Source organism: Pseudomonas sp. UBA1879, from assembly GCF_002338065.1.
In the GTDB taxonomy this organism is placed as follows: domain Bacteria; phylum Pseudomonadota; class Gammaproteobacteria; order Pseudomonadales; family Pseudomonadaceae; genus Aquipseudomonas.
In genome coordinates this window covers 130,576-155,430 of sequence record NZ_DDHJ01000018.1, presented here as the reverse complement: position 1 = coordinate 155,430, position 24,855 = coordinate 130,576, and the positions used below count along the sequence as shown (strand labels likewise).

At 59.7% G+C, this 24,855-nt stretch carries 24 protein-coding genes, 2 tRNA genes and 1 pseudogene; 15 read left to right on the top strand and 12 right to left on the bottom strand.

Annotated features, from left to right (window positions below):
• Positions 1–10: 10 nt before the first annotated feature.
• Positions 11–1,096: an acyltransferase family protein gene (locus B3N48_RS20925; protein WP_296187078.1), complete on the bottom strand. Its 1,086-nt coding sequence runs from the start codon at positions 1,094–1,096 to the stop codon at positions 11–13.
• A gap of 126 nt (positions 1,097–1,222) precedes the next feature.
• Positions 1,223–2,431 carry an ammonium transporter gene (locus B3N48_RS20920; protein WP_296187076.1) on the bottom strand — a complete coding sequence of 403 codons (1,209 nt, stop codon included), beginning with the start codon at positions 2,429–2,431 and terminating at the stop codon, positions 1,223–1,225.
• A 357-nt stretch (positions 2,432–2,788) separates the two neighbouring features.
• Here B3N48_RS20920 and B3N48_RS20915 point away from each other — a divergent pair, with 357 nt between their 5' ends.
• From B3N48_RS20915 to B3N48_RS20880, 8 genes are all read left to right on the top strand, one after another.
• Positions 2,789–3,103 (top strand): DUF883 family protein, encoded by a 315-nt coding sequence (locus B3N48_RS20915; RefSeq protein ID WP_296187075.1) that lies wholly within the window; start codon positions 2,789–2,791, stop codon positions 3,101–3,103.
• A gap of 5 nt (positions 3,104–3,108) precedes the next feature.
• Positions 3,109–3,495, top strand: a complete 387-nt coding sequence (locus B3N48_RS20910; RefSeq protein ID WP_296187074.1) for a phage holin family protein — start codon at positions 3,109–3,111, stop codon at positions 3,493–3,495.
• On the top strand, positions 3,492–3,833 hold the full coding sequence (locus B3N48_RS20905) for a hypothetical protein (protein WP_296187073.1): 342 nt from the start codon (positions 3,492–3,494) through the stop codon (positions 3,831–3,833). The genes B3N48_RS20910 and B3N48_RS20905 overlap by 4 nt, the downstream gene beginning before the upstream one ends.
• 118 nt (positions 3,834–3,951) lie before the next feature.
• A complete protein-coding gene (locus B3N48_RS20900) occupies positions 3,952–5,115 on the top strand; it encodes an EAL domain-containing protein (protein WP_296187072.1) in 1,164 nt (387 codons plus the stop codon).
• An 84-nt stretch (positions 5,116–5,199) separates the two neighbouring features.
• Entirely contained in the window at positions 5,200–6,534 is a 1,335-nt protein-coding gene (locus tag B3N48_RS20895) for a deoxyguanosinetriphosphate triphosphohydrolase (RefSeq protein WP_296187071.1), read from the top strand.
• A 290-nt stretch (positions 6,535–6,824) separates the two neighbouring features.
• On the top strand, positions 6,825–7,223 hold the full coding sequence (locus tag B3N48_RS20890) for a response regulator (RefSeq protein ID WP_296187070.1): 399 nt from the start codon (positions 6,825–6,827) through the stop codon (positions 7,221–7,223).
• A 384-nt stretch (positions 7,224–7,607) separates the two neighbouring features.
• Positions 7,608–8,231: a response regulator transcription factor gene (locus B3N48_RS20885; RefSeq protein WP_296187069.1), complete on the top strand. Its 624-nt coding sequence runs from the start codon at positions 7,608–7,610 to the stop codon at positions 8,229–8,231.
• Positions 8,232–8,239: 8 nt separating this feature from the next.
• The gene (locus B3N48_RS20880; RefSeq protein WP_414704265.1) at positions 8,240–11,887 is read left to right on the top strand and encodes a transporter substrate-binding domain-containing protein; all 3,648 of its coding nucleotides are present in this window, start codon (positions 8,240–8,242) and stop codon (positions 11,885–11,887) included.
• 69 nt (positions 11,888–11,956) lie between these two features.
• Here the strand turns inward: B3N48_RS20880 and B3N48_RS20875 are convergent, their stop codons facing one another.
• Complete coding sequence (locus tag B3N48_RS20875; protein ID WP_296187068.1) at positions 11,957–12,979, bottom strand: alpha/beta fold hydrolase; 1,023 nt, start codon at positions 12,977–12,979, stop codon at positions 11,957–11,959.
• 264 nt (positions 12,980–13,243) lie between these two features.
• Here B3N48_RS20875 and B3N48_RS20870 point away from each other — a divergent pair, with 264 nt between their 5' ends.
• Positions 13,244–13,588, top strand: coding sequence for a YggL family protein (locus tag B3N48_RS20870; protein ID WP_296187067.1), 345 nt, complete (start codon positions 13,244–13,246; stop codon positions 13,586–13,588).
• A gap of 329 nt (positions 13,589–13,917) precedes the next feature.
• Positions 13,918–15,387, top strand: coding sequence for a D-alanyl-D-alanine carboxypeptidase/D-alanyl-D-alanine endopeptidase (dacB, locus tag B3N48_RS20865; RefSeq protein WP_296187066.1), 1,470 nt, complete (start codon positions 13,918–13,920; stop codon positions 15,385–15,387).
• 50 nt (positions 15,388–15,437) lie between these two features.
• Here the strand turns inward: dacB and B3N48_RS20860 are convergent, their stop codons facing one another.
• From B3N48_RS20860 to B3N48_RS20850, 3 genes and pseudogenes are all read right to left on the bottom strand, one after another.
• Complete coding sequence (locus tag B3N48_RS20860) at positions 15,438–16,232, bottom strand: ABC transporter ATP-binding protein (RefSeq protein WP_296187065.1); 795 nt, start codon at positions 16,230–16,232, stop codon at positions 15,438–15,440.
• Positions 16,226–17,224: pseudogene (locus tag B3N48_RS20855) on the bottom strand (ABC transporter permease). The gene B3N48_RS20860 and the pseudogene B3N48_RS20855 overlap by 7 nt, the downstream one beginning before the upstream one ends.
• The gene (locus tag B3N48_RS20850) at positions 17,211–18,287 is read right to left on the bottom strand and encodes an ABC transporter substrate-binding protein (RefSeq protein WP_296187064.1); all 1,077 of its coding nucleotides are present in this window, start codon (positions 18,285–18,287) and stop codon (positions 17,211–17,213) included. Before B3N48_RS20850 ends, B3N48_RS20855 begins: the two are co-directional and overlap by 14 nt.
• A 288-nt stretch (positions 18,288–18,575) precedes the next feature.
• On the opposite strand from B3N48_RS20850, the gene B3N48_RS20845 reads away from it, so the two are divergent.
• Positions 18,576–19,208 carry a DUF5666 domain-containing protein gene (locus tag B3N48_RS20845; protein WP_296187063.1) on the top strand — a complete coding sequence of 211 codons (633 nt, stop codon included), beginning with the start codon at positions 18,576–18,578 and terminating at the stop codon, positions 19,206–19,208.
• A gap of 102 nt (positions 19,209–19,310) precedes the next feature.
• Here the strand turns inward: B3N48_RS20845 and B3N48_RS20840 are convergent, their stop codons facing one another.
• The 3 genes from B3N48_RS20840 to B3N48_RS20830 all read right to left on the bottom strand — a co-directional run bounded on the left by B3N48_RS20840 (position 19,311) and on the right by B3N48_RS20830 (position 20,634).
• Positions 19,311–19,655 carry a 2-oxoacid ferredoxin oxidoreductase gene (locus B3N48_RS20840; protein WP_296187062.1) on the bottom strand — a complete coding sequence of 115 codons (345 nt, stop codon included), beginning with the start codon at positions 19,653–19,655 and terminating at the stop codon, positions 19,311–19,313.
• A 91-nt stretch (positions 19,656–19,746) separates the two neighbouring features.
• Positions 19,747–20,304, bottom strand: a complete 558-nt coding sequence (locus B3N48_RS20835) for a DUF4174 domain-containing protein (protein ID WP_296187061.1) — start codon at positions 20,302–20,304, stop codon at positions 19,747–19,749.
• 253 nt (positions 20,305–20,557) lie between these two features.
• Positions 20,558–20,634: transfer RNA gene (locus tag B3N48_RS20830), tRNA-Val, on the bottom strand.
• Between the two features lie 208 nt (positions 20,635–20,842).
• On the opposite strand from B3N48_RS20830, the gene B3N48_RS20825 reads away from it, so the two are divergent.
• Entirely contained in the window at positions 20,843–21,190 is a 348-nt protein-coding gene (locus B3N48_RS20825) for a hypothetical protein (RefSeq protein WP_296187059.1), read from the top strand.
• A 161-nt stretch (positions 21,191–21,351) separates the two neighbouring features.
• Positions 21,352–21,573, top strand: coding sequence for a hypothetical protein (locus tag B3N48_RS20820; protein WP_414704264.1), 222 nt, complete (start codon positions 21,352–21,354; stop codon positions 21,571–21,573).
• A gap of 66 nt (positions 21,574–21,639) precedes the next feature.
• Here B3N48_RS20820 and B3N48_RS20815 read toward each other — a convergent pair whose 3' ends face one another.
• Together B3N48_RS20815 and B3N48_RS20810 are read right to left on the bottom strand one after the other, a co-directional pair.
• Positions 21,640–21,852: a hypothetical protein gene (locus tag B3N48_RS20815; RefSeq protein ID WP_296187057.1), complete on the bottom strand. Its 213-nt coding sequence runs from the start codon at positions 21,850–21,852 to the stop codon at positions 21,640–21,642.
• A gap of 177 nt (positions 21,853–22,029) precedes the next feature.
• A tRNA-Val gene (locus tag B3N48_RS20810) sits at positions 22,030–22,106 on the bottom strand.
• 203 nt (positions 22,107–22,309) lie between these two features.
• On the opposite strand from B3N48_RS20810, the gene B3N48_RS20805 reads away from it, so the two are divergent.
• Complete coding sequence (locus B3N48_RS20805) at positions 22,310–23,593, top strand: NAD(P)/FAD-dependent oxidoreductase (protein WP_296187056.1); 1,284 nt, start codon at positions 22,310–22,312, stop codon at positions 23,591–23,593.
• A 102-nt stretch (positions 23,594–23,695) separates the two neighbouring features.
• On the opposite strand, the gene B3N48_RS20800 is transcribed toward B3N48_RS20805, so the two are convergent.
• Positions 23,696–24,391: a cysteine peptidase family C39 domain-containing protein gene (locus B3N48_RS20800; RefSeq protein ID WP_296187055.1), complete on the bottom strand. Its 696-nt coding sequence runs from the start codon at positions 24,389–24,391 to the stop codon at positions 23,696–23,698.
• 218 nt (positions 24,392–24,609) lie between these two features.
• On the opposite strand from B3N48_RS20800, the gene B3N48_RS20795 reads away from it, so the two are divergent.
• Positions 24,610–24,789 (top strand): hypothetical protein, encoded by a 180-nt coding sequence (locus tag B3N48_RS20795; RefSeq protein ID WP_296187054.1) that lies wholly within the window; start codon positions 24,610–24,612, stop codon positions 24,787–24,789.
• The last annotated feature ends 66 nt before the right edge of the window (positions 24,790–24,855 follow it).

Here is a 24,855-nt window from a genome sequence, read left to right as displayed (position 1 = left end):
TGAGCGCAGTTTAGGCCCGCCCTGAAATGCCGTCGAGCCGGAAACGCCGTCTGGAAAAATCATTGGAACGGTCCAGCACCGGTTTCTCGAAACAGCGATACCCGACCCATCCGTAGCACAGCACGGCGGCCATCATCAGCAGGATGAACGAGCCATTGTCCAACAGGCTGTCGGACGAGTTTCCGTACAGCTGCCAAACGCGCCCGATGACACCCAATACCAGCAGATGCGACAGGTAGATTGTGTAGGACATGTCCCCAACGGCAACCAGAAACGACGGCATTTGCAGATGCCTTCGCCGCTCCAGCAAGGCCAGCCCGACAATCAGCGTGCCGAACACCGCCCCGACCGAGCACATCCGCAACAGGCCATCGTTGTCGAACAGTCGGAAGTAGCCGATGAGCCCAATCCCCGGCAGCAACGCGATGATCAAGGCAAGGACAATGGCAGACGTCGGAATCCGTGCGCTGTGCCGACTGTAAAACAGCAACGCCAAGGCCACGCCAACAATGAACTCCAGCGCATAGGGATGCAGGATGATCCTCAGCGTCGCATTGTAATCCCGCCAGTCTTGAACGCTATTGAACATGATCAGGCCCAGCGCCCAAACCGCCAGAAATCCGGGCAGCCAGCGCTCGCGAAAGCACATCAGCCCTGTGAACACCAGGTAGAACCAGAGCTCGAACAACAGCGACCAGGCCACCATCACCAGCAGCACCTTGTCGTTGGGCAAGAGGAGAAAAGACAGCCACAGATTGGACGAGCCGTGGGTGCTGTTCACCAGGTTGGGCTGCACCCATACCACTGCCAGAGTGAGCAAGTAATACAGCCAGTACGTGGGATAAATCCGCGACACGCGATTGAACAGAAACCGTTTGGATTCAGCGATGTTCTGGAACCGGCCACGGTTGACGATCACCATCACAAAGCCGCTGATGATGAAGAACAGGTCCACCCCCAACTGAAAAAAGTCCAGCCATGGCGGAAGCAGAATGTCGCCGCCGGAGTATTTGTGCTCCACGGCGGTCATGTGAAACAGCACCACCCCCAACACCGCCACGCCCCTCAAGCCCTGAAGGGAATAAATACGTTCCATCGACTGCTCCTACTGCAGACGCAGCCCTTGAGCCAGGGCGGCGACAAATCAGGCATGTCGGGGCAGGCGCTCCGGCCATGCTAGCCCCATTGCGGAACAAGCATAGCCAATCGCGCTTATCGCGCTTCAATCATGGCTGACGGCTCCGATCTTATGAATCGAAAGGTCGGCGCCGTAATACTCCTGCTCCTGGCTCAATCGCAGCCCCAGGCAACGTTTGATCACGCCGTAGACCAGAAAGCCGCCCGCCAGCGCAATCAACACGCCCAGTGCGCTGCCGATCAATTGGCTGATCAAGCTGACGCCGCCGATGCCACCCCAGGCCGTCTGGCCAAAAATGCCACAGGCGATTCCGCCCCAGACGCCGCACAGGCCATGCAAGGGCCAGACGCCCAGCACGTCATCAATCTTCCATTTCACTTGCGCGGCGGTGAAGCACCAGACAAACAAGGCACCGGCAACGATCCCAGTGACCAGCGCGCCGACCGGGTGCATCACGTCGGAACCGGCGCACACTGCCACCAACCCGGCCAGGGGCCCGTTGTGCAGGAAACCGGGATCGTTGCGACCGACGATCAACGCCGCCACCGTGCCGCCAACCATGGCCATCAGCGAGTTGACGGCCACCAGGCCGCTCACGCCATCCAGGGTCTGGGCACTCATGACGTTGAAGCCGAACCAGCCAACGATGAGAATCCACGAACCCAACGCGAGAAACGGAATGCTCGACGGCGGATAGGCCACCAGTCTGCCCTCGCGATACCGGCCATGGCGCGCACCAAGCAGGGTCACCGCCGCCAGCGCCAGCCATCCACCCATGGCATGCACCACCACCGATCCGGCGAAGTCATGGAAAGCCGCGCCGAAGGTCTTCAGCAGCCAGGCTTGCAAGCCATAGTTGCCGTTCCAGACAATGCCCTCAAAGAAGGGGTAGACGAATGCCACGATCAACACCGTTGCGCATAACTGCGGCGCGAACCGCGCACGTTCGGCAATCCCGCCGGAAATGATGGCCGGAATGGCCGCTGCGAACGTCAGCAGGAAAAAGAATTTCACCAGCCCATAACCATGATCGGTCGCCAGCACGCTCGCCGGTTGCAGGAAGCTGACGCCATAAGCAATCCAGTAGCCCACGAAAAAATACGCCAGCGTCGACACGGCAAAATCGCTGAGGATTTTCGACAAGGCGTTGACCTGGTTTTTTTGCCGGACAGTGCCGACTTCGAGAAAGGCAAAACCGGCGTGCATGGCCAGAACCATGACCGCGCCGATCAGCATGAACAGGGTGTTTGAGCTATGGATCAAGGTGTCCACGGCACTTTGTACATTTTCCATCGAGAGGCAGGCCTGCAAGTGATGAAAAGCACCAGAGCGGGACAGCTCTGCGAACGCCCTATCGCCAAACGCACTAAATTGGCGCAGGGAGCATGTGGCACGAACCAAATCGGCGCACATTTATAAGCAGAGAGGCTGAACGCTGAGGCTTTTTTCGTAGTTTGGTGACTATCGATCGACGTTCCTGGCGATTTGTCGGTTGCTGCGCTCTGCTTTGGAGCGCGCCGCCTCCCTGGCGCACCATCGAAAAGCAAAAGCTGTACCAGACGACCCAGCATCAACAAAGGGCAATTGGAATGAACCTTCCGGAATAGGCCATACTCGAAACCCAATATCGTCAACCCAATGGAGAACACCATGGCTCGCCCGACCGCAGAGAAAGCTCAAGACATTTTGATGTCCGATTTCCAAACGCTGGTTGCCGACACGGAAAAGTTGCTGGCGCACACGGCCTCCCTGGCCGGCGAACAGGCTGACGCGCTACGTGATCAAATCAACGACAGCTTGGTACGCGCTCGCGAGACCCTGACCGTTGCCGAAGAAGCCTTACGCAATCGCAGTCAGGAAGCGGTGGTAGCGACTGAAGAATATGTGCAAGCCAATCCCTGGCAGTCTGTGGGCATTGCCGCCGGCGTCGGCTTCCTGCTCGGTCTGCTGGCCACAAGGCGCTGATCGATATGACCCTAGGAACAGGTCCATCCGAGACCGACAACACCTCCTCGCCACGTCGGCTGGGCGCGGCTTTCCTGGGCCTGCTGCATAGCCATGTCGAGCTGTTCGGCATCGAATTGCAGGAGCAAAAAGCCCGCACCGTGAGCTTGCTGCTCTTCGCGGGGTTGGCGTTGGTATTCGCGTTGCTGCTGCTCATCGGGTTGTCGGCACTGCTGCTGATTCTGGTGTGGGACAGCTACCGCCTCAGCGGCATCATTGGCTTATGCGCGTTTTACACGCTGGCTGCACTGTTCTGCGCGATGCGCTTGCGCGCCGCGATATTCGACGAATCCTCGCCCTTCCATTCCACCTTGGAAGAATTGGCCAATGACCGCGAGCGACTGATGCCATGAGTACCCCTGATTCGCCTCAGACTCACAATCGTCGGGAGTTACGCAAGGCGTTGATCCGCTTGCGTATGGAAATGCACAGGCAGGAAATTCGCCACGAATCCACGCAACTGATGCGCCCGCTGCATCGGATGCGTGGCATGGCTCATGATCTGCCCGGCTCGCTGGGCATCAAACATGCGCCGCTGTGGGGCGTCGGCATTGTCTCCCTGTTGGGCTTCCTCACCGGAAAAGGCGCGCGCAGCAAGCGCAGTGGCAGCGTCACGCGGTTAGTGAAACTCAGCGCCAGCGTTCTTCCGATTATTCGCCTTGTCCTCCAAAGCTCAGGGCGTCGTCGCTGAGCTGGCCATTTGGCTGCATTCTTGCAAACAAACCCTGACCCGCCCTTTCGCCCAGTCTCCTGACTGGGCTTGGTGCGTGTGCCTGACCTAAAAAGCCAATCATCAACGAGGAGGCCATGTGATCGATGGGCAACCGCTAGCATGCTTTCAGCCGTTCATCGATACCGCCACTGGCCGTATTGCAGGAATCGAAGCACTCGGGCGCCTGCGCCACCCCGATGGACGTCTGCAGTCCGTCGGCCCGCTGTTCGCTGACCCGCGCAGGCCAGCGGCCGAGCTGCGCAAGCTCGACAGATTGATCCGCGACAATGCCCTGGGGCGCCTGCATGAGGTGCCCAACGATTGGTTCCTCAGCATCAACATTTCGCCGCGCTGGATCAGCCGCCTTCGTCCGGGCCAGCCCCTGCCGAGCCTCAAGCAGCTGCACCAACATGGCATTCCGGCACAACGCATCGTGTTCGAAATCACTGAACTGGGCGGCGACAGCCAGCGCCTGAGCGAAGTGGTAGCGCGCTACCGTGAAGCCGGCGCGCGCATCGCCATCGATGACTTCGGTGCCGGGTATTCGCAGCTCGACCGGGTGCTGGCCTTGCAGCCCGACATCCTCAAGCTGGACATGCGCCTGTTCCAGGCCGCCGCCCGCGGAGGGCCGAGCAGCGACGTCGTCAAGGCACTGGCGCAAATGGCCGAGAAAACCGGCTGCTGGATCATCGCCGAAGGGGTGGAAACCGAAGCGGAACTGCACTTCGCGCTGGAATGCGGGTCCCGCTATGTCCAAGGCTTTCTGTTCGCTCAGGCTGAAGACCACTTTTTCGCCGCCGACGCTTTCGTCGAGCGGTTCGCCGAGTTGCGCGATCGCTACGTCATGCAGAAAGTGGTGGAGCGCGAGCGCTGGATGAACTTGCGCAAGCAGCTCAGCCAGCTCATGCAGCGTCTACAGACGTGGGCTGAGGGCGACGATCCGTTGGCCAGCCTGCCGGATGTGCAGGACTACCCTTGGCTGCTGCGCTTTTACCAATGCGACCGGCATGGCACGCAACTTACGCCCAACCTCGAATGGCGTCAGGGCGCCTGGATCGCGGACACCCGCTACATGGGGCACAACTGGTCGTGGCGTCCCTATTTCTACCACCTGCTCGCCGAGGGCTGGCATGAACGGCGGCTGACCCTTTCCAACACCTACCGTGACGCGACGAGCAACCAGTATTGCCTCACCGCCGGGCAGTTCTTCGACAACGGTCAGCGCCTGCTGCTGATTGACGTCGACGCCGCCGGCTTTTGATTCACCGACAACGCCATGTTCTGCTTGCAGCCCGGCGGGTGAACCGGGAAGCTAGCCCGGTCATCACTTGATGGAGTACCGGCCTTGGATTGGCAGACCCTGCTCACCCGCGAGCGCCTCGGCAAGACCCTGCACAGCCCCGAAGAATTGGGGCGCAGCCCGTTCCACAAGGACCACGACCGCATCATCTTTTCCGGGGCGTTTCGCCGTTTGGGAAGAAAGACCCAAGTTCACCCGGTGACCAGCAACGACCACATCCACACGCGTCTGACCCACTCGCTCGAAGTCAGCTGCGTGGGTCGCTCGCTCGGCATGCGCGTGGGCGAAACCCTGCGCAACGCCCTGCCCGACTGGTGCGAACCCAGCGATCTGGGCATGGTGGTGCAGTCGGCGTGTCTGGCCCACGACATTGGCAACCCTCCCTTCGGTCACTCCGGCGAAGACGCCATCCGCAACTGGTTCAAGCAGGCGGCAGGACGCGGCTGGCTGGATGCGATGAGCGACGTCGAGCGCAACGATTTCCTCAATTTCGAAGGCAACGCTCAAGGCTTTCGCGTGCTGACCCAGCTGGAGTATCACCAGTTCGAAGGCGGCACCCGACTGACCTACGCTACCCTCGGCACCTACCTCAAATACCCGTGGACCGCCCGCCACGCCGACTCGCTCGGCTACAAGAAACACAAATTCGGCTGCTACCAGAGCGAGTTGCCGATCCTGGAGCAGATCGCCCACAAACTCGGCCTGCCGCAACTTGAGGAACAACGCTGGGCGCGGCACCCTCTGGTGTACTTGATGGAGGCGGCGGACGACATTTGTTACGCGCTGATCGACCTCGAAGACGGCCTCGAAATGGAGCTGCTGACGTACCCGGAAGTCGAATCCCTGTTGCTCGGGCTGGTAGGCGACGACCTGCCGGACACCTACCGCCAGCTTGGCCCCAACGACTCACGGCGACGCAAACTGGCGATCCTGCGCGGCAAGGCCATCGAGCACTTGACCAACGCGGCAGCCCGGGCCTTCGTCGAACAACAGGACGCCCTGCTCGCAGGCACGCTGCAAGGCGATCTGGTCGAACACATGCACGGCCCGGCAAAACGTTGCGTTCTCAGCGCCAAGGACATGGCCCGCAAGAAAATCTTCCAGGACAAGCGCAAGACGCTGCACGAAATCGGCGCCTACACGACGCTGGAGATTCTGCTGAACGCATTCTGTGGTGCGGCGCTGGAACAGTTCGGCGGCCACACGCCGTCGTTCAAAAGCCGCCGTATCCTCGACTTGCTGGGGAACAACGCCCCTGACCCCAGCTGGTCGTTGCACACATCGTTCCTCAGGGTCATCGACTTCATCGCAGGAATGACCGACAGCTACGCCAGCGAAATGGCCCGTGAAATGACCGGACGCTCAAGCCCGATCCAGTAACCTGCGATGCATACTCGCCGCCCCAAGGCGGCACGAAGCCCGAAATCCTATTGGAATTCGGGCTTTTCTTTTCATGCACCACGGAAAAGAAAACTGAATCTTCGGAAGCTTCCTACGCTTGATCCGGAAAAACCCTATCGCCGCCCCCAGACCTCTACCGAATAATCCGCCAGCCCTCAAACGCGAGTGACGCAGGCTGACCTGCCGAAGCCGCTCCCCCATGCCGATTCTCATCCGACGCGCCAGGGCCGCGGTAAGAAGGGAACCCACCGCTCTGCCAGGAAACTTCGATGTCCAGACACAACCTTCGCATTCTGCTGGTAGAGGATCACCCGTTTCAGCTCATCGCCCTGCAAATCCTCCTCAACAACCATGGCCTCTACCGCGTGACACCTGCCCTGAGCGCTGCCGAAGCGCTGGCGGCGCTCGAACGCAGTGACACGCCGTACGACCTGCTGCTCTGCGATCAACGCTTGCCCGACATGAGCGGCATCGAACTGATCGACATCGCCAGCCAGCGCGCACTGGTGCGGCAAGCCGTGCTGCTCAGCGGTCTCGAACCGGCAAAACTGCTCGACATCGAACATCAGGCCCTGCAAAACGGCATTCCATTACTGGGCTGCCTGGTCAAACCATTGAACACGCTCGAATTGTTCCAACTGATGTCTTGTGCACCAAGTGACTGCTGACGCCATCGCGGCATCTCAATAGCACTTCCCCGGCTGGCGACTTAATACCGAAACACTCTCTCGACCTTTACCGAATACCCTACTTTGAGGGTAGGTTTCGCCGCATCATTCATTCGAGTTGTTTAAATATGTAGTCGTTGCCTGACATGAATGTAGGATCATTCCTATTCGCAATAAACGCCTTTTTTCTGATAACTTTTTCGGCAACTGTAGACCTCCGATTTTTTAAACATTTTTGAGCCACTTGGGTATAGACGTACGGCAATACGCTAATTTTTGTAGGACCTTTCCTATATATAGCGATCAGCCCTATCTGTTCATGCGCGCCCTCCGCTATCTGCGATAAGGTGCGCGCCTTCTTCGTTGCTCGTTATGGAATGAATTATGAAAACTGTTTTTATCATCGATGATCATCCTGTCATTCGCCTCGCCATTCGGATGCTGCTCGAGAATGAAAATTACGAGATCGTGGGTGAGACCGACAACGGCGTAGACGCCATGCAGATGGTCCGTGAATGCATGCCGGACCTCATCATTCTGGACATCAGCATCCCGAAACTCGACGGTCTCGAGGTGCTGACGCGGTTCAACGCCATGAACCTGCCAGCGAAGATTCTGGTATTGACGGCGCAGGCACCCAGCTTGTTCGCCATTCGCTGCATGCAATCCGGGGCCGCAGGCTATGTATGCAAGCAAGAAGACCTCAGCGAACTTGTCAGCTCGGTCAAAGCGGTACTCTCCGGCTACAATTATTTTCCGAGCCAGGCGCTCGGCGCGACACACGGCGATGGCGATCCTAACGAACTGGAACGCTTCAAACTGGTCAATGATCGCGAATTGATGGTGCTGCAGTTATTTGCCCAGGGACGAACAAACAAGGAAATCGCCAAGGGCATGTTTCTGAGCAACAAGACAGTCAGCACTTACAAAACCCGTTTGATGCAGAAATTGAAAGTCAAGACGCTCGTCGAACTTATCGAGATGGCAAAACGCAATTCGCTAGTGTGAGAGATAGGATGTCTAAGGGGTTAAAGGACTATTGGATCGCGTTCGTATTCGCGTGCCTGGGCGTCGGGATTCATGTTGAATCGAACGCGGCCGAACGCTATACGCTGCTCAGCCGTGCGAATCCGGCTCATATGGACGTCACGCTGGACCGGACACAGTGGCAATGGGTGCGCAACAAGCGAGAATTGGTCCTGGGCACGTCCGCTCCGGATTACCCCCCTTTCGACATGACCCTTACAGGCCGTGACTACGAAGGTTTCACGGCCGACTACGCCGGCATTCTCGGCCGCGCGCTGGACCTGCCCGTCCGGGTCTTGCGCTATGACACGCGCAATGCCGCCATCGATGCGTTGCTCAGCGGGGAAATTGACCTGCTGGGCAGCGCCAACGGCTTCGAAGCCGCGGCGTCCGACCTTAAGCTCTCTTCACCCTACGCCGTCGACCAGCCGGTGCTGGTGACCCGCACCGGCGAGACCCGTAGTCTCACCGACGGCCTCAACGGCCTGCGCCTGAGCATGGTGTATCACTACCTCCCGCCTGATGAAATCAGCGCGCTATACCCCAAGGCGAGTTTGCAGACGTTCCCGTCGTTCCAGAGCGCGATCAATGCCGTCGCGTTCAATCAGGCCGATGTGTTCCTGGGCGACGCCATTTCCACCCACTACGTGATCAACAAGGGCTATCTGAACAACGTGCAGATGGCCAACTTCGGCAAGCATGAACCCAACGGCTTCAGCTTTGCGGTCAAGGCCGATAACACAGCACTGCTGGACGTGATCAATCTGGTCCTCAAAGGCATTCCCATCGAAGAGCGCATCGCCATTTCCAAGCGCTGGGGCGCCGGGGCCGACCTCCTGCTGACCGATCAAAAATTGCAACTGACCCAGCGCGAGGAGCGCTGGATCGCTCAACACCCCACTGTCCGGGTCGTCATCAACGACGCGTATGCGCCCCTGACCTTCTTCGACGTGAACGGCAACTTTCGCGGTGTGACAGCAGACCTGCTGGACCTGATCAAGCTACGCACCGGACTGCGCTTCGAGATCAGCCATGCGCCGAGCATGCGTGACATGATGAACCGGCTCGCCCAGGGCCAGGCCGACCTGATCGGCGCCATGGTGCCCAGCGACGAACGGGAAAACCGCTTCAACTTCAGCCGGCCCTACATGGCCAATGCGTTCGTACTGGTCACCCGCAAAGAGCCCTCCAGCCCGTCCAACCTCGATCAACTCGAAGACAAGCGTATCGCCCTCACCCTGGGCAGTCCGGCAATGGAATATCTGCAGCAGGCCCACCCGCGCATTTACCCCGTGGAAGTGGACAATCCGGCCCAGGCCCTGGACATGCTGGCTCATGGTCGCGTGGAAGGGGCCATCACCTCGCTGTTCAGCGCGAACTACTTCATCACGTCGCGAGGGCTGAGTGACGCCCTGCAAATGCGGGTGACCGTAGGACGCGATCCGGCGCGCATCGCCATGGCGACTTCCCGCAACGCGCCCGAGCTGAGTGGCATCATTGATAAAGCGCTGTCGAGCATCGCCCCGGAAGACCTCGCGGTGATCAACAATCGCTGGCGCACGTATGTCCCCTCCGGGGGCGGTGCCTGGCAGGACTATCAGTTGCTGGTCTACCAGATCGTCATCGGCGCAGGCCTGCTGCTCCTGGGTTCGCTGGCGTGGAACGCCTGGATGCGCCGTCAGATCAAGCAACGGGAACGCGCCGAGCGGGCGCTCAGCGACCAGTTCGAATTCATGAGCGCGCTGGTCAACGGCACGCCCCACCCCATCTACGTGCGGGACCGCGACGGGCTGCTGCAAATGTGCAACGACAGCTACCTGACCGCGTTTTCCGCCCAGCGCGGAGATGTGATCGGCAAAAGCATTCTCGACGGAGTGCTGAGCGACGCTCAGGAAGCCCGGCAATACGTCGCTGATTATCAACGGGTCATGCAAGACAACACACCGCTGATCCTCGACCGTTCGCTGCACATCGGCGATCAAGCCCTGACGATCTATCACTGGATCCTGCCGTTCAGGGATTCCCTCGGTAAGGTGCAAGGCATCATCGGCGGTTGGATCGACATCAGCGAACGGCGCCAACTGATCGAAGAGTTGCAAAGCGCCAAGCAACAGGCCGACGACGCCAACCGCGCCATGAGCACCTTTCTGGCGACCATGAGCCATGAGATTCGCACACCGATGAACGCCGTCATCGGCCTGCTCGAACTCGCCCTGAAACGAGCGGATCAAGGCCACCTCGACCGCCCTGCTATCGAGGTGGCCTACAGTTCGGCCAAAGACTTGCTGGAGCTGATCGGCGACATTCTCGACATCGCGCGCATCGAATCCGGCCGTCTCACCCTCAGCCCGGAACGGGCCAACCTGCGCCAACTGGTGGAATCGGTGGTCCGGGTGTTCGATGGTCTTGCGCGACAAAAAAGCCTGGCCTTGCAACTGGACCTGGACAGCCGCATCAACATCGACGTGCTCATCGACCCGCTGCGCTTCAAGCAGATCCTTTCCAACCTCATCAGCAATGCGATCAAGTTCACCCAGCAAGGTCAGGTGCGTATCAGCCTGCAGGCCGAAGACTCGCCCAATGAACAGCAGGTTCGACTGCACGTCATCATTCAGGACAGCGGCATCGGCATTACGCAGGAAGATCAGGCGCGGCTGTTCGCCCCGTTCTCACAAGCGGACAACAGCGGACAACTGGCCCGAACGGGCGCCGGGCTGGGCCTGGTCATTTGCCGCAGCCTGTGCGAAATGATGGGCGGCACCCTGGCCCTCGACAGCGAGCCGGGCCAGGGTACGCGGGTGCAGATGACCTTCGACCTGACACCGCTTGACCCCTTGGCCAGCCATCCCGTCGTGAAGGACAGCCCTGAGCAGCACGCTGCGACGCTGGACATTCTGGTGGTCGACGATCACCCCGCGAACCGATTGCTGCTGTGCCAGCAACTGGGCTTTCTGGGGCATCGCTGCGACGTCGCCGAACAGGGCGCTGAAGGCTTGGAACACTGGCTGGCCCGGCATTTCGATCTGGTGATCGTCGATTGCAACATGCCGGTGATGAACGGCTACGACCTCACCCGCGCGATCCGGGCACACGAGCGCGAACAGGATCAGCAACCCTGCACCGTGCTGGGTTTTACCGCCAACGCCCAACCCGAGGAAATCCAGCGCTGTCGCGAGGCCGGCATGGACGACTGCCTGTTCAAGCCGATCAGCCTCACGGTGCTGAACGAACGACTGTCGAAGGTTGGCGTCGGACAACGGTATCGGGGTGCCCAAACGAGGACGCCACCTTTCGACATGGGGAGCATTCTGGCCCTCACTGGCGACCGCCCGGTAATGATCGACCACCTGATCAGCCAGTTGATCAGCAGCTGTCGCGAAGACGCGCAAGAACTGAGCGAGGTGAGCGCAAGGGGCGACCGTCAAGAGTTGCGCGACATTGCGCACAAGATCAAAGGCGCGGCGCGAATCATCAGCGCTGCCGAGGTCATCGCACTGTGCGATCGGCTCGAACAGGCCTGTGACGATGACAGCTCGCGGACGACACTGATTGCACACGCTGAATCGTTGAGGGAAGCGCTGGCGGCACTCGAACAGGGACTGCGCCAACATCGCCAACCGCAGTCTTCGACGTTTTGATACCGCGACAAACGCAAAAAGGGAGAGCAACCCTATCGCTGCCACTCCCTTTTTGCGCGTCAATCAGCGTCAGCTGCGATCGAGTTCGGAAACCAATGCCTTGTTGAACTGGGCCGGGTCCTCCATTTGCGGCGCGTGTCCCTTGCCGGGGAATTCGACCAGTCGGGCACCCGGGATGGCCTTGGCGGCTTCCTTGCCCAGCACGTTGTAATGGCCGATCCGCGCTTTCACCTCGGGTGACGCGATGTCGCTGCCTATCGCCGTGGTGTCGGCATCACCAATCATCAACACCGTGGGCACCTTGAGGTTTGGCAATTCGTACACCACTGGCTGGGTGAAAATCATGTCGTAGATCAATGCGGAGTTCCACGCTACCTTGGCATGTCCGGGCCCTGCGTTCAGCCCCGCAAGCATGTTTACCCAACGTTCGTATTCGGGTTTCCAGTGCCCAGCGTAATAGGTGGTGCGCTCGTACTGGCGAACGCCGTCCGCGCTTAACTTCAGCTCCCGCTGATACCACTGATCAACGCTGCGCCACGGCACGCCTTTCGCTTTCCAGTCCTCGAGACCGATAGGGTTGACCATGACAAGCCTGGCAGTTTGCTCGGGGTAGCTCAGGGCGTAGCGGGCGGCGAGCATGCCGCCTGTGGAATGCCCGATGATGTCAGCGGTTTGAATGCCAAGGCTGGCCAGCAGTGCGTGGGTGTTGTCGGCGAGCTGATGAAAGCTGTACTGGTAATGATCGGGTTTGGTCGAGGTGCAGAAGCCGATTTGATCCGGTGCCACAACGCGGTATCCGGCAGCGGTCAACGCTTTGATACTGTCCTCCCACGTCGCCCCGCAGAAATTCTTGCCGTGCATGAGCACAGCTGTTCGACCGTTCGCAGCGCCAGTCGGCGGGACATCCATGTAGCCCATTTGTACATGAGCACCCTGAGACTCGAACGCAAAGTGCTGCAAGGGATAGGGGTATTTGAAGCCCTCCAGGTGCTCGCCGTAACGAGCGCCTGAGGCATCGGCAGCCACTGCAATGGACGCGACGGCTGACAGCGCACCGGCGACGGCGAGGCGCGAGAGTTCTGATCGCAACATGTAAGCCCCTTGGAAAAAATGCAGGCTTACGCCCGGTGGTTAAGGAAAGATTAACGCCCGACGACACACTCGTTCCTGACGCTTGAATGCGCGCAACCGTCCCGCGTGGGCATTTCGAAAACATCGGCGACACCGAGTTCCACTGCGACGCCAAGCCCTCAAGTGCCGTGCCCCACCCCGTTCTGACAGGCCATCGAACAGAACACGCATCACACGTCCTTAGCTGGTAGACTGCGCACCGTAATTAATCAGAGGAATTTTTTCATGGCTACTAACCGTTCCCGTCGTCTGCGCAAGAAGCTGTGTGTTGACGAGTTTCAGGAATTGGGTTTTGAGCTCAATCTGGAGTTCAAAGAGGGTCTGGACGACGCAGCAGTGGATGCGTTCCTTGACGCCTTCCTCACCGAAGCCATGGACGCCAACGGCCTGGATTACGTTGGCGGCGACGACTACGGCCTGGTCTGCCTGGCAGAGCGCGGCTCGGTCACTGAAGAACAACGTGCCACCGTCGAAGCCTGGCTCAAGGGCCGCAGCGAAGTGACCAAGGTTGAAGTCAGCCCGCTGCTGGATGCCTGGTACCCGGAGAAGCCAATCAACGCCGCGAAGTAATCGCGCTGCGATGGCATGACGAAAGCCCTCATGGCGTTCGTCACCAAAAACCACCCGCTTAGGGTGGTTTTTTTATGGGCGTCGATGGGTGAAAACACACGGAAAACCATTGTTTCACGTGACAATCGGGGAGCTTTTGAAAAAATAGCGCGGTTTGACGGTTGTCCCCCGGCGCAAGTCACGAAAGCTTGGGGCATAATGCCGCACTGTCACCGGGCTACATTTTCCGCCCAAGGGGCCGTGCCACTTTTTTCGACACGGTCAGGTTCATGTCACGAGGGAATTCATCCCCTCCTGTTTCTCCTCTTCATCGCAGTAGGGTTTATTGAATGATCAAGTCTTTGCGTCCGTTGTTTTTCGCCACCCTGCTTCTGCCGATTTCGCTGTCTGTTGCCGCTGCCCCCATCAACACCGGGTTACCGCCCAAGGTTCAGGAGGCCCTCAAGGTCGCCAAACTGGACAACAATGCCCTCTCGCTGGTCATGCTGCCGCTGACCGGTCCTGGCACCCCTACCGTTTATAACGCTGACGTCTCGGTCAATCCGGCGTCGACCATGAAGCTGATCACCACCTATGCATCGCTGGAAATGCTCGGCCCGACCCATCAGTGGAAAACCGAGTTCTACACCGACGGTACCCTGAGCAACGGCGTGTTGCGTGGGAATCTGTACCTTAAAGGCGGTGGCGACCCGAAGCTCAACATGGAAAAGCTCTGGCTGCTGATGCGCGACCTGCGCGCCAACGGCGTCCAGCAAGTGACGGGTGATCTGGTGCTGGACCGCAGTCATTTCATCCAGCCGCAACTGCCAGTGTTCGATGACGACGGCAACGACAAGAACAAGCCCTTCCTGGTCCGTCCCGATTCGCTGATGGTTAACCTCAAGGCCTTGCGCTTCGTGACCCGCAACGACGGCGGCAAGATTCTGGTCTCGGTCGAGCCACCGATCGCAGCCATTCACATCAACAATCAAGTCAAGGCGCTGTCGTCGAACAAATGCACGGGCGATGTGCTGTACAACCCGGTGCCTGAAGCCGATGGCGGCATCACCGTCACGGTGTCCGGTCAGCTCGGCGATGGCTGCAATTCGCAGACCTACCTGTCATTGCTCGATCACCCGACCTACACCGCTGGCGCCGTACGGGCCATCTGGCAGGAACTGGGCGGCACGATTCTCGGCAAGGACCGTCTGGACGTGGTGCCCGGGAGCGCCAAGTTGCTGGCCAAGGCCTACTCTCCCGACCTCGCCGAAATCATTCGCGACATCAACAAGTTCAGTAACAACACCATGGCCCAACAGCTGTTCCTCAGCCTTGGTTCGGCGTTTCGCAATGAAGCGGATGGGGATGACGCCAAGGCTGCGCAACGGGTGATCCGTCAATGGCTGGCGAAAAAAGGCATCACTGCGCCGCATCTGGTGATGGAGAACGGCTCCGGCCTTTCCCGTGCCGAGCGTGTCAGCGCCCGTGAAATGGCACAGATGCTCCAGGCCGCGTGGAACAGTCCGTACCAGGCCGAGTTCATGAGTTCGCTGCCGCTCGCCGGCATGGATGGCACCATGCGCAAACGCCTGAAACGCACGGCGTTGCGCGGCGAAGCGCACATCAAGACCGGCACGCTGAACACCGTTCGTGCCATCGCCGGGTTCAGCCGCGACAGCAACGGCAACACCTGGGTGGTGGTCGCGATTCTCAATGACGCGCGACCATGGGGTGCGTCATCGATCCTCGACGAAGTGCTGGTGAGCATGTTCAATCAGCCGAAACTCGCTAATACCGCCGTCTCGCTGCAACAGCCATAAATCCTCGGAGTGGCGCCCGGTCATTCACGATGACGGCGCGCCACCGCCCGTTACCAACGTTCGCCCAGCCCCAATAGACCGAGAATCTGCTTGCGCAGGTCAAGAAGGTACGGGTCGTCACGGTGGCGTGGATAGCCGCGGTCGATGGTCAGCTCAGCCTTGATCGTCGCGGGACGATCACTGAAGACAATCACCCGGTTGGCCAGGAGCAACGCTTCCTCCACGTCGTGGGTCACCAGCAATGTCGTGTAGCCCTGCCGTTGCCAGAGATCGATCAGCTCCTGCTGCATGGCAATCCGCGTCAACGAATCGAGCTTGCCCAGCGGTTCATCGAGGATCAACAGCCGCGGCTCGTTGACCAGGGCTCGGGCCAGGGCCACGCGCTGTGCCATGCCACCCGAGAGTTGCCGAGGGTAGGCGCGGGCAAACTGACTGAGGCCGACCTTGGCCAACGCCTGGTCGACTTTGCCTCGGGTGGTCTTCAACAGGCCCTGTGCTTCTAACCCCAAGGCAACGTTGTCCCACACGCGGCGCCAGGGATAGAGCGTGGGGTCCTGAAACACCACCACTCGGCCAGGGTCAGGTGAGGTGATGTCGGCGCCGTCGGCCTGCAAGGTGCCACGGTCGGCCGTTTCAAGCCCGGCGACCAGCCGCAGTAGCGTCGACTTGCCGCAGCCGGACGGCCCCAGCAGCGCAACGAATTCACCGGGCGCCACGTCCAGAGACACCCGTTCCAGCACCGGCAGCCGATGTCCTTCAAAGGAAAAACCGTGGCTCAGGTTGTCGATGTGCAACGCCAGCCCCGGACTGCGTTGCGTGACACTTGCCTGTGCGGTACTCACCATTTCATCGCTCCTTGCTGCCAGGCCAAAAGCCGGTCACGAATCAAAAACAGCCCTGAAATCAGCCCCGAACAGGCCATTGCCATGATCAGCAGCGCCGCGTACATGTTGGCGTAGGCCGCCCAGCCTTGCGCCCACTGCAAATACCAGCCGATGCCGGATTTGACGCCCATCATCTCTGCCACTACCAGGGTCGAGAATGACGCGCCAAGCCCCATGAACAGACCGACGAACACATGCGGCAACGCTGCGGGGATCGCCACTTTGAAGATGAGAAAGCGCTGTTTCGCGCCAAGGGTTCGCGCCACGTCGTAGTAGGCCTTATCGACACTCGACACGCCGGACCAGGTCAGCACCGTCACTGGAAACCACGTGGCCAGGGCGATCAGAAACACACTGGCGCTCCAACTGCTGGGGAACAGGAAAAAGCAGAGGGGCAGCAAGGCGGTGGACGGCACCGGGCCGAGAATTCTCAACACCGGGTGCAGCCAGTACCCGATGCTGCGTGACCAGCCAATGGCGACGCCGGCAATGAACCCCGTGATCGCGCCAACGGCCACGCCACTGCCCAGCAGGATCGCCGAATGCAGCAGGCTGTCGCCCAGTCGCGGTCAATCATCGACGTACACATCCAGCAAGGCCTGGGGCGGTGCGAAAAAAGGCACCGGCAACCAGGCGAGCTTGGCGGTGAACAGTTCCCAAAGGCTCAGCAGGATCGGCAATACCATCAGCCACGGCCCCAGCGGTTGAGTGCGGCGCGCTACTCGCTCGGACCAGCGGCCCAGTATCACCGCCAGTACGAGAACCGCGGCCAGCGCCAGGCAGACGTTGGCCAGCCCCTGTGTCATCGGCCATGTGCGAGCAGCGTTGGGCCACCAGACGATGTACGCCGCCGACACAATCCACAGGGCAGCCGCGATCAGGCCTTGCCACCAGAGCTTACCGGCGAGACGCTTGTCGGTGTCAAAGGCATGTGCGAGCTCAACTGAAGACATCGGCGGTGATCTCCCCGGCGAACGTGGCAGGATCGGTGCTTTGGCGGATCACTTCGACGGTCTTGAGATCGCGCACGTACGTAGCGATTTCGGCGGTCAATGCCGCCCCCACAGCATGATGACCATGGGTGTGATCGTGGAGGATGGCCACCACTTCCTCTGTGCTGGTGTTGAGGGCGTAGGCCTGGAAACCTTTGGCAACCTCTTCGGGATGTTTGACCGAGTAATCGTGGGCTTCGAGAATCGCCTGGGTCAGCGCAGCCACCACGCGCTTGTCATCACGCGCCAGTTTGCCGGTCACGCCGACCACGCAGCAACTGAGGTTGGCGTACTCCTCCACCAAGTTGGTAGACAGCTCCCGCGCTTTGCCCGCCTTGATCAGCCGGTACATGAACGGGTCACTGCCGCTGACCGCCTGGACCTCGCCCCGCTCCAGCGCAGTGCCCAGCAAATCTGCCGGGTACAGCCGCCATTCCACGTCACGCACCGGGTCGACGCCATGCTTTTTGAGCAGAATCGAGAAGAAGTTGCGGTCCGGACTGGCCATGTCGGTCACGCCGATGGCTTTGCCCTTCAGGTCCTCCAACGTGTTGACGCCGCCGTTGACCGCACTTAACAACCGCAGGCAGCCGCCATGCGTGCCTGCGGTGAGTTTGACGTCGAAGCCCTGCTCCAGCGCCTTGAGCCAGCGCAGCGCCATGCCAATACCGGCGTCTGCTTTGCCAGTGGAGATCGCTTCGAGCAGCACCTCGGTGGAGTTACCGAAATTGACCAGTTCGACGTCCAGGTTGTGCTTCTTGAAGAAACCCTGGCCGTGGGCAATGACCACCGGTGCCAGGCAGACTGCGTTCAGGTTGATCGCCAGTTTCAGTGAGCGTGGTTGGTCGAGCTTGATGAAATCCCCGGTGCCGGCCGGTTCGGCACCCGTCTCATGGGCGGCATGCTCGGCATGTTCATCCGCCGCCCAGACCGCTCGCGGCAATGACACTAACAACGGCGACGCCAGTGCAGCGCCCGCCAGGCCCAGCAGGCGACGGCGACTCAGATGATCGAAAACGGCCATGGGTGTCCCCTTACCAGATGAATGAAATGGACGTGGTCATCTGGAAGGTTTTAATAACCTAAATCGAGGTTCCAGCGACGGTTTAAAACCTTATCACCAGATATTTAATTACTTAAATTCATTTTAATTCTATATGACTATGCAAACCGTCTATGTAGCGGACTGGCACATCGCTGTACTTGGCGATCTTTCAGCCGTTAGTAATGTGTCTGACAGCAATGTCATCACCTACCGATGCGGGTCAGGCTAAGCTCGATGCTCCGAATCACCCAAAGGATGACAACACCCATGAATTCAAAAGCAGGCAAACAGCTGCGCAACACCTTGCTGCTGTCCACGCTACTGGTCAGCGCCATGATCGCATCGGGTATCGCTCGAGCCGAAGACGTCAAACCCGTCCGCGTGCGCGGCGCGATTACCGCGATGGACGGCGATGTGCTGAAAATCCACAGCAACCGCAACGAAGATATGCAGGTCAACCTCACCAAAGACACACAAGTGCGCGGCGTGACCCTGGCGCAGATAGCAGACATCAAGCCTGGCAGCTACATCGGCTCGGCTGCGGTGCCCCAGGCCGATGGCACGCTGAAGGCGCTGGAAGTCCACGTTTTCCCGCCTGAACTGGCAGGCACGGGGGATGGCCATCGCGCGTTCGACTTGGGCAAAGACAGCACCATGACCAACGGCTCAGTGGGCGATCTGGTCACCAGCAATGGGCGTACGATGACCGTGAACTATAAGGGCGGCCAGAAGACGATCGTGATCCCCGACGATGTGCCCATTGTCAATCTGGTGCCCGGCGACCGCAGCTTGCTCAAACCGGGTGTGAAGATCATTGTGCAAGCGCAACCTGCAGCGGACGGCTCATTGAGCGCGCTGTCGATCTCTGCAGGTAAGGACGGCGTGACGCCGCCAATGTAAGACGCTGCGCAGCATTGATTCGGGCTCGACGACCAGAATCAATGCGTGGCGGTTTAGATCTCAGCACTTTGGCAAGTGCGGCAGCCAGGGGCGGAACAATCGTTACAAGCAGGTGGCGACCATCGCACCACGTTGATCCACGGCTTTTCCGCCCGGCTTGGCGTAAAAGCGGATGGCAGTGGTGGCCCCGTGTGCACTCACGTCCGCGAAGTATTCGCCTTCGGTGGTGTAGACCGTGAATTCACCTGGCTTGCCCTGTTCCATGAACACATCGGCCACGTCACCAAACAGCTGCACATTGGCCCAACTGACCTTGATGCATTCGGCCACTGCGGCAGCGGGCTTCTGACTGGAATACACCTGCGCAGGCCCGGCCGAACGCGTCTGATTCAAGCCCATGCAACCCGCCAGCATTGCCAGCGCTACAGCTCCCGCCCAGTGTTTCATGACAGTCCTTTCAATAAAAAAGGAGCGATCTTACCAGCAAGCGCACATATGCCCTATGTGTACGAGCGCCGTTGGCCTCGACCGCGCTCGATCAGTCATCCAGCCCAGCGGGGGGTGCGGCAGGTGCCGTCTTGCCGGCTTTGCCCGGCTTGCCACCTTGAGGCGTCGATTTGGGCTCGGCAGCCGGGGCGACCGGCGCCGGTGCAGCGGCTTCCTTCTCGGCCATCGGCATCTGATCGATGGTGCTGAAAATCTCTTTCGGGTCGATTGCGCCTTTGTGATCGATCTTCTTCTCGCCGTCCTTGCCGACCAGGATCACCTGCGCCTGATTCTTATCCAGCACGCCCAGCTTCAATTCCCGAATCAATGCCATGGTCGACTGGGCGTCCATGTCCTTGCCGTTACGCTGCCCAGCCAGGGAAACGATGGTGTACAGCACCATATTGTGCTTGGCGAAGGCTTCTTTATTGGCGGGTTCATCCAGACTCTTCTTCAGCGTCACCAGCGTCGGGTCCACAGAACTGGAGGCAATGATGATCAGCGGACGCGACTTGCCACGCTCCTGCGCCAGGGGGGTGTCTCCATCGGCTGCCAGCAAGGGACCGGCAACAGCCAACAGAACGGCGAGGGTCAGTGACCGAGCAAACATACGCACCTCCTTTCGATTTCCATGCACTGATGATCGCGCATCATGACAAAAGGTCCAGCGTAGGGATTGAAAAATCGGCATTTTTTTTCGGCGGGACACGCCGCGGAACGGACGTGAGGCGGCTGCAGCCACCGGCGCCGTTGAGCTACAGCGAAGAGAAGATCAATCACGGCAGATGAAAGCGCAGGCAACAAAAAAGGGCGAGTCTTTCGACTCGCCCTTTTCGCGACCGCCCAGCAGAGCGGATTTTGTTTGGTAGGCGCGATTGGACTCGAACCAACGACCCCCACCATGTCAAGGTGGTGCTCTAACCAACTGAGCTACGTGCCTGCTGTGGGTCGGCATTCTACGGATATTCGAAAGTGTGTCAACGCCTTTTTGCGCCTTAAGCCTATGAATATGCGAATTTTTTGCAAACAGCCGACGCCCTCCATGTTTCGTCCGGAAAACTTCAGGCGACCGCTGGTCGCCCTGACGGCACTATGACCGATTCAGTGGAGCCCAAGCAGGACAGGACCCTCGACATGGAGATCTCCCGATGAACAAATCATTTGCGGCACTCGCCCTGGGCTGCGCGCTTGCGTGCGGCTCAATCACAGCGCTGGCGGGCGCGACAGCTCCGGCCGCTGGCCCATTGCCATCGCAGACAGGGCAAGATCCACGTACACAAGGTGCCGACATCGAACGTCAGGGCACCGACATGGACCCTGCCAATCCTGCCATGGGCATCCGTCGCGGCATGAACACAGGTGCGATGAGTAACGGCACTGGCGGCAGCAACGACGTGGATCTGCCCGGCGGTTCGTCGACCGGCAGCGGCTCAACCGGCAGCAGCTCTAAAGGTTCATCTGGCGGTTCATCCAGCGCAGGCGGTGCTGGAGGTTAATCGCCGAACGTCAATCAGAAAGGCGCTTGAATAGCGCCTTTTATATGGCCTGAAAACGTTAGCCACTGACGTATCATCACGTCCCTGTTACATCGCTCGGATATTAACGAGCAAGGGCGATCGCCCTGCTCTGCCGGCTTCTGGGGAATATGAACGTGGGAATGAAAAAATCGGCGCTCGAACTCAAGCGCGACCTCAACGCTATCGCGGGCAATCTGGAACGCAGTGCAGGAGAGATCAGTCGTCTGGCAGAGCGCATCACGGATGTCGATGTGGTTGCCGTGCTGCACCTGATGAATCAGCAGTACAAAGACGCTGACCGGTTGCGGGCGTACGTGGATGAGATTAAAGCGGGGCGAATCAGTCGCAGCAAGGCTGACTGAGACTGCTTATAGCAGCCCCTGCAAGCCCGGATCAAAACCTGGGCCTGCGCAATGCGGCTGGGTCAATCAGGCGCCGCCATTGTCTCGGCCGGTCTGAGCGTCCTGATCGGACCCGGGATTGCCCGCAGGAGGATTCCAGTCTTCAGGTTTTTCCCCTGTCCCTTGCTTGGGTTCGGACGCTGCGTGCTCCAGCCCGGACTCGTGGCCTTCACCGGTGTCCACTGGCTCGGCGTCTGGACCAGGGTACGCTGCTTCGGGGCCGTTGTTTTCAATTGCCATGAGGTTTCTCCTGTGTGCGAAGCAGATCATCTGCATCTGAACATGGGAGGAAGAGATCCGCCACGAGTGCGAAGGATTCGACAAACGGCAGTGGAGAACGTCAAAACAGCGGGCACAAAAAAGGGCAACCCCATAGGATTGCCCTTTTTGTCACCGCCCAGCAGAGCGGATTTTGTCTGGTAGGCGCGATTGGACTCGAACCAACGACCCCCACCATGTCAAGGTGGTGCTCTAACCAACTGAGCTACGTGCCTGCTGTGGGCCGGCATTCTACGGATATTCAACAGCCTGTCAACGGCACGTTTTTTCTAACCCTCTGATATGAAGCGGCTTTTACTGATCGCCGCTGCGCAGTGGCACTTATATAAGACACCTAGCTCGCTTGGCGTCACTGGTGACGGCCATTTATCTCAGGTAGCATCGCCCCTCGTAAAGAATATTAAACAGGGCTCCCAGGATGACGAACACCGCATACCCACAGTCTTATTACGCCGCCTCCGCCAATGCCGCGCCTGCACGGCCTTTGCTGCAAGGTGAGGTCGACACCGATGTGTGTGTGATAGGTGCTGGTTATACCGGACTGTCGAGCGCCCTGTTCCTGCTGGAGAACGGCTTCAACGTCATAGTCCTGGAAGCGGCAAAGGTGGGGTTTGGAGCGTCGGGGCGTAACGGCGGCCAGATCGTCAACAGTTACAGCCGAGACATTGATGTCATCGAGCGCACAGTCGGCGCGAAACAGGCGCAATTGATGGGCGAAATGGCCTTCGAGGGTGGGCGCATCATCCGCGAGCGGGTGGCTAAATATCAGATTCAGTGTGACCTGAAGAGCGGCGGCGTGTTCGCGGCCATCACTCCGAAGCAAATGGGGCATCTAGAGGCGCAGAAAAAGCTCTGGGAGCGCTACGGCCATACGCAGCTGGAGCTGCTGGATCAGCGGCGCATCCGTGAAGTCGTGGCCTGCGATGAGTACATCGGCGGCATGCTGGACATGAGTGGCGGCCACATCCATCCGCTGAACCTGGCGCTGGGCGAAGCTGCTGCCGTGGAGTCGCTGGGTGGCATGATTTTCGAGCAATCGGCGGCAATCAAAATCGACCGTGGGGCCAACCCCGTGGTGCACACCGCGCAGGGCAAGGTGCGGGCGAAGTTCATCATCGTTGCGGGCAACGCCTATCTGGGCAACCTGGTGCCTGAGCTTTCGGCTAAATCGATGCCCTGCGGCACGCAAGTCATCACCACCGAGCCGCTGAGCGACGCGCTCGCTCGCACGTTGTTGCCGCAGGATTACTGCGTCGAAGACTGCAATTACCTGCTGGATTACTACCGGCTTTCTGCTGACAAGCGTTTGATCTTCGGCGGCGGCGTAGTCTACGGCGCGCGCGATCCGGCGAACATTGAGTCGATCATCCGCCCGAAAATGCTCAAAGCGTTTCCACAGTTGAAAGACGTAAAGATCGATTATGCGTGGACCGGCAACTTTCTCCTGACCCTGTCGCGCCTGCCGCAAGTGGGCCGCCTGGGCGACAACATTTATTACTCGCAAGGTTGCAGCGGGCATGGCGTGACCTATACCCATCTCGCAGGCAAGGTGTTGGCGGAGGCATTGCGTGGGCAGGCCGAGCGTTTCGATGCCTTCGCCGGACTGCCCCATTACCCCTTCCCCGGCGGACAAATGCTGCGCACGCCACTCACCGCGCTGGGGGCGTGGTATTACAGCCTCCGGGACAAATTGGGGTTTTAATCCACGGACCGCGACAGGCACAGGGTGACGCGGTTTCCCGCCGGTGTCTGGCGGAGTGTCGGGAACACCGCCACCGACACCTGCCTATAGCCGCGGACTTATTCAGCGCGCGGCGTTCAGCGTCTTCACGGCCTCACCGGCAGCCTGTTCCTGCCCGGCCTGGGCCAGATCGTGGGCGGCTTTGAGCCAGCGTTCGCGGTCGAGCGGAGATGGCAACTGGCGTGGCCCCTGCACCAACACGCCCCAATTGCCTGCGCTGTCCCAGTCCGAAGTGAATTCGTCGAAGCTCACGGTCAGGCGGCCCAGCCCGGTGTAGATCAGCAGGTCTCGTTTGTTCTGGTTGAACCCCACCAGCACACCGTAGCGCTGCTCTTTCCACCACAGCGATCCTTCACTGAAACGGACCAACACCGGGTAGCCTGCCGACACTTGGGCCAGCAGGTCCGGCAGTTGGTGATCGACCGGGTACACCACAAAGCCGTATCCGCGGGCGACGTCCACCATGTTCTGCTCAAGCGTATTGGCCGAACCTGGCAGCTTCAGCGGCTTTTCCAGCAACCCCGGCGTGGTTTGCACGCCATGCACACTCAGCATGCTCGCCAGCGCGAACGGTCCGCTCTGATAGGCCTTGCCACGGAAGAACGGCACCGAGTTGATCTCCACTCGATCCGGCAGACTTTTGTACATGGGCGGATACCCGGGCTTGTACGCGTGGGGATCGGCGCAGCCCGCGAGGGTCAAGACCACTGCCAGGGCCCAGCGCTTCCATTTGCTTGCAGAGACTTCCAATCGGGACATCGCTTACTCACTCGTCAGATGCCGGGGCAACCTGCAGCCGGCCTGGACGCCGATCATAGAGCCGGCAACGGACCGGGTATAGCCTCCAGGCGCAGTGGTTCGCGCTGGATAGAACAAATCGGTCAGAGAATTCCTACCATCGGTCAATTTTCAGCAACAACCTGCGGACTAGACTGTCGGTTACTAAGAGAACGAAGCGTATAGAACCGGAGGAAGACATGAGCCTCGGAATGACCATTGTGATGCTGATCGCAGCCTGGCTGGCGGTGGCGGCCGCCATGTTGTGGGGAGTCATGCGGATTTCCCGTCGTCACCACGCGCCTCATCGCGCCCTGGAAACGCCGCGCCCTTCTGCGCCCACGAGCGCGCGTAAACCTCGTCATGCCACAGCGCACTGACACCTGAGACCTCCGGTTCGACTCATTGTCGTAACCGGCAGCACCTCATAAAAAACGGTCGGTGAA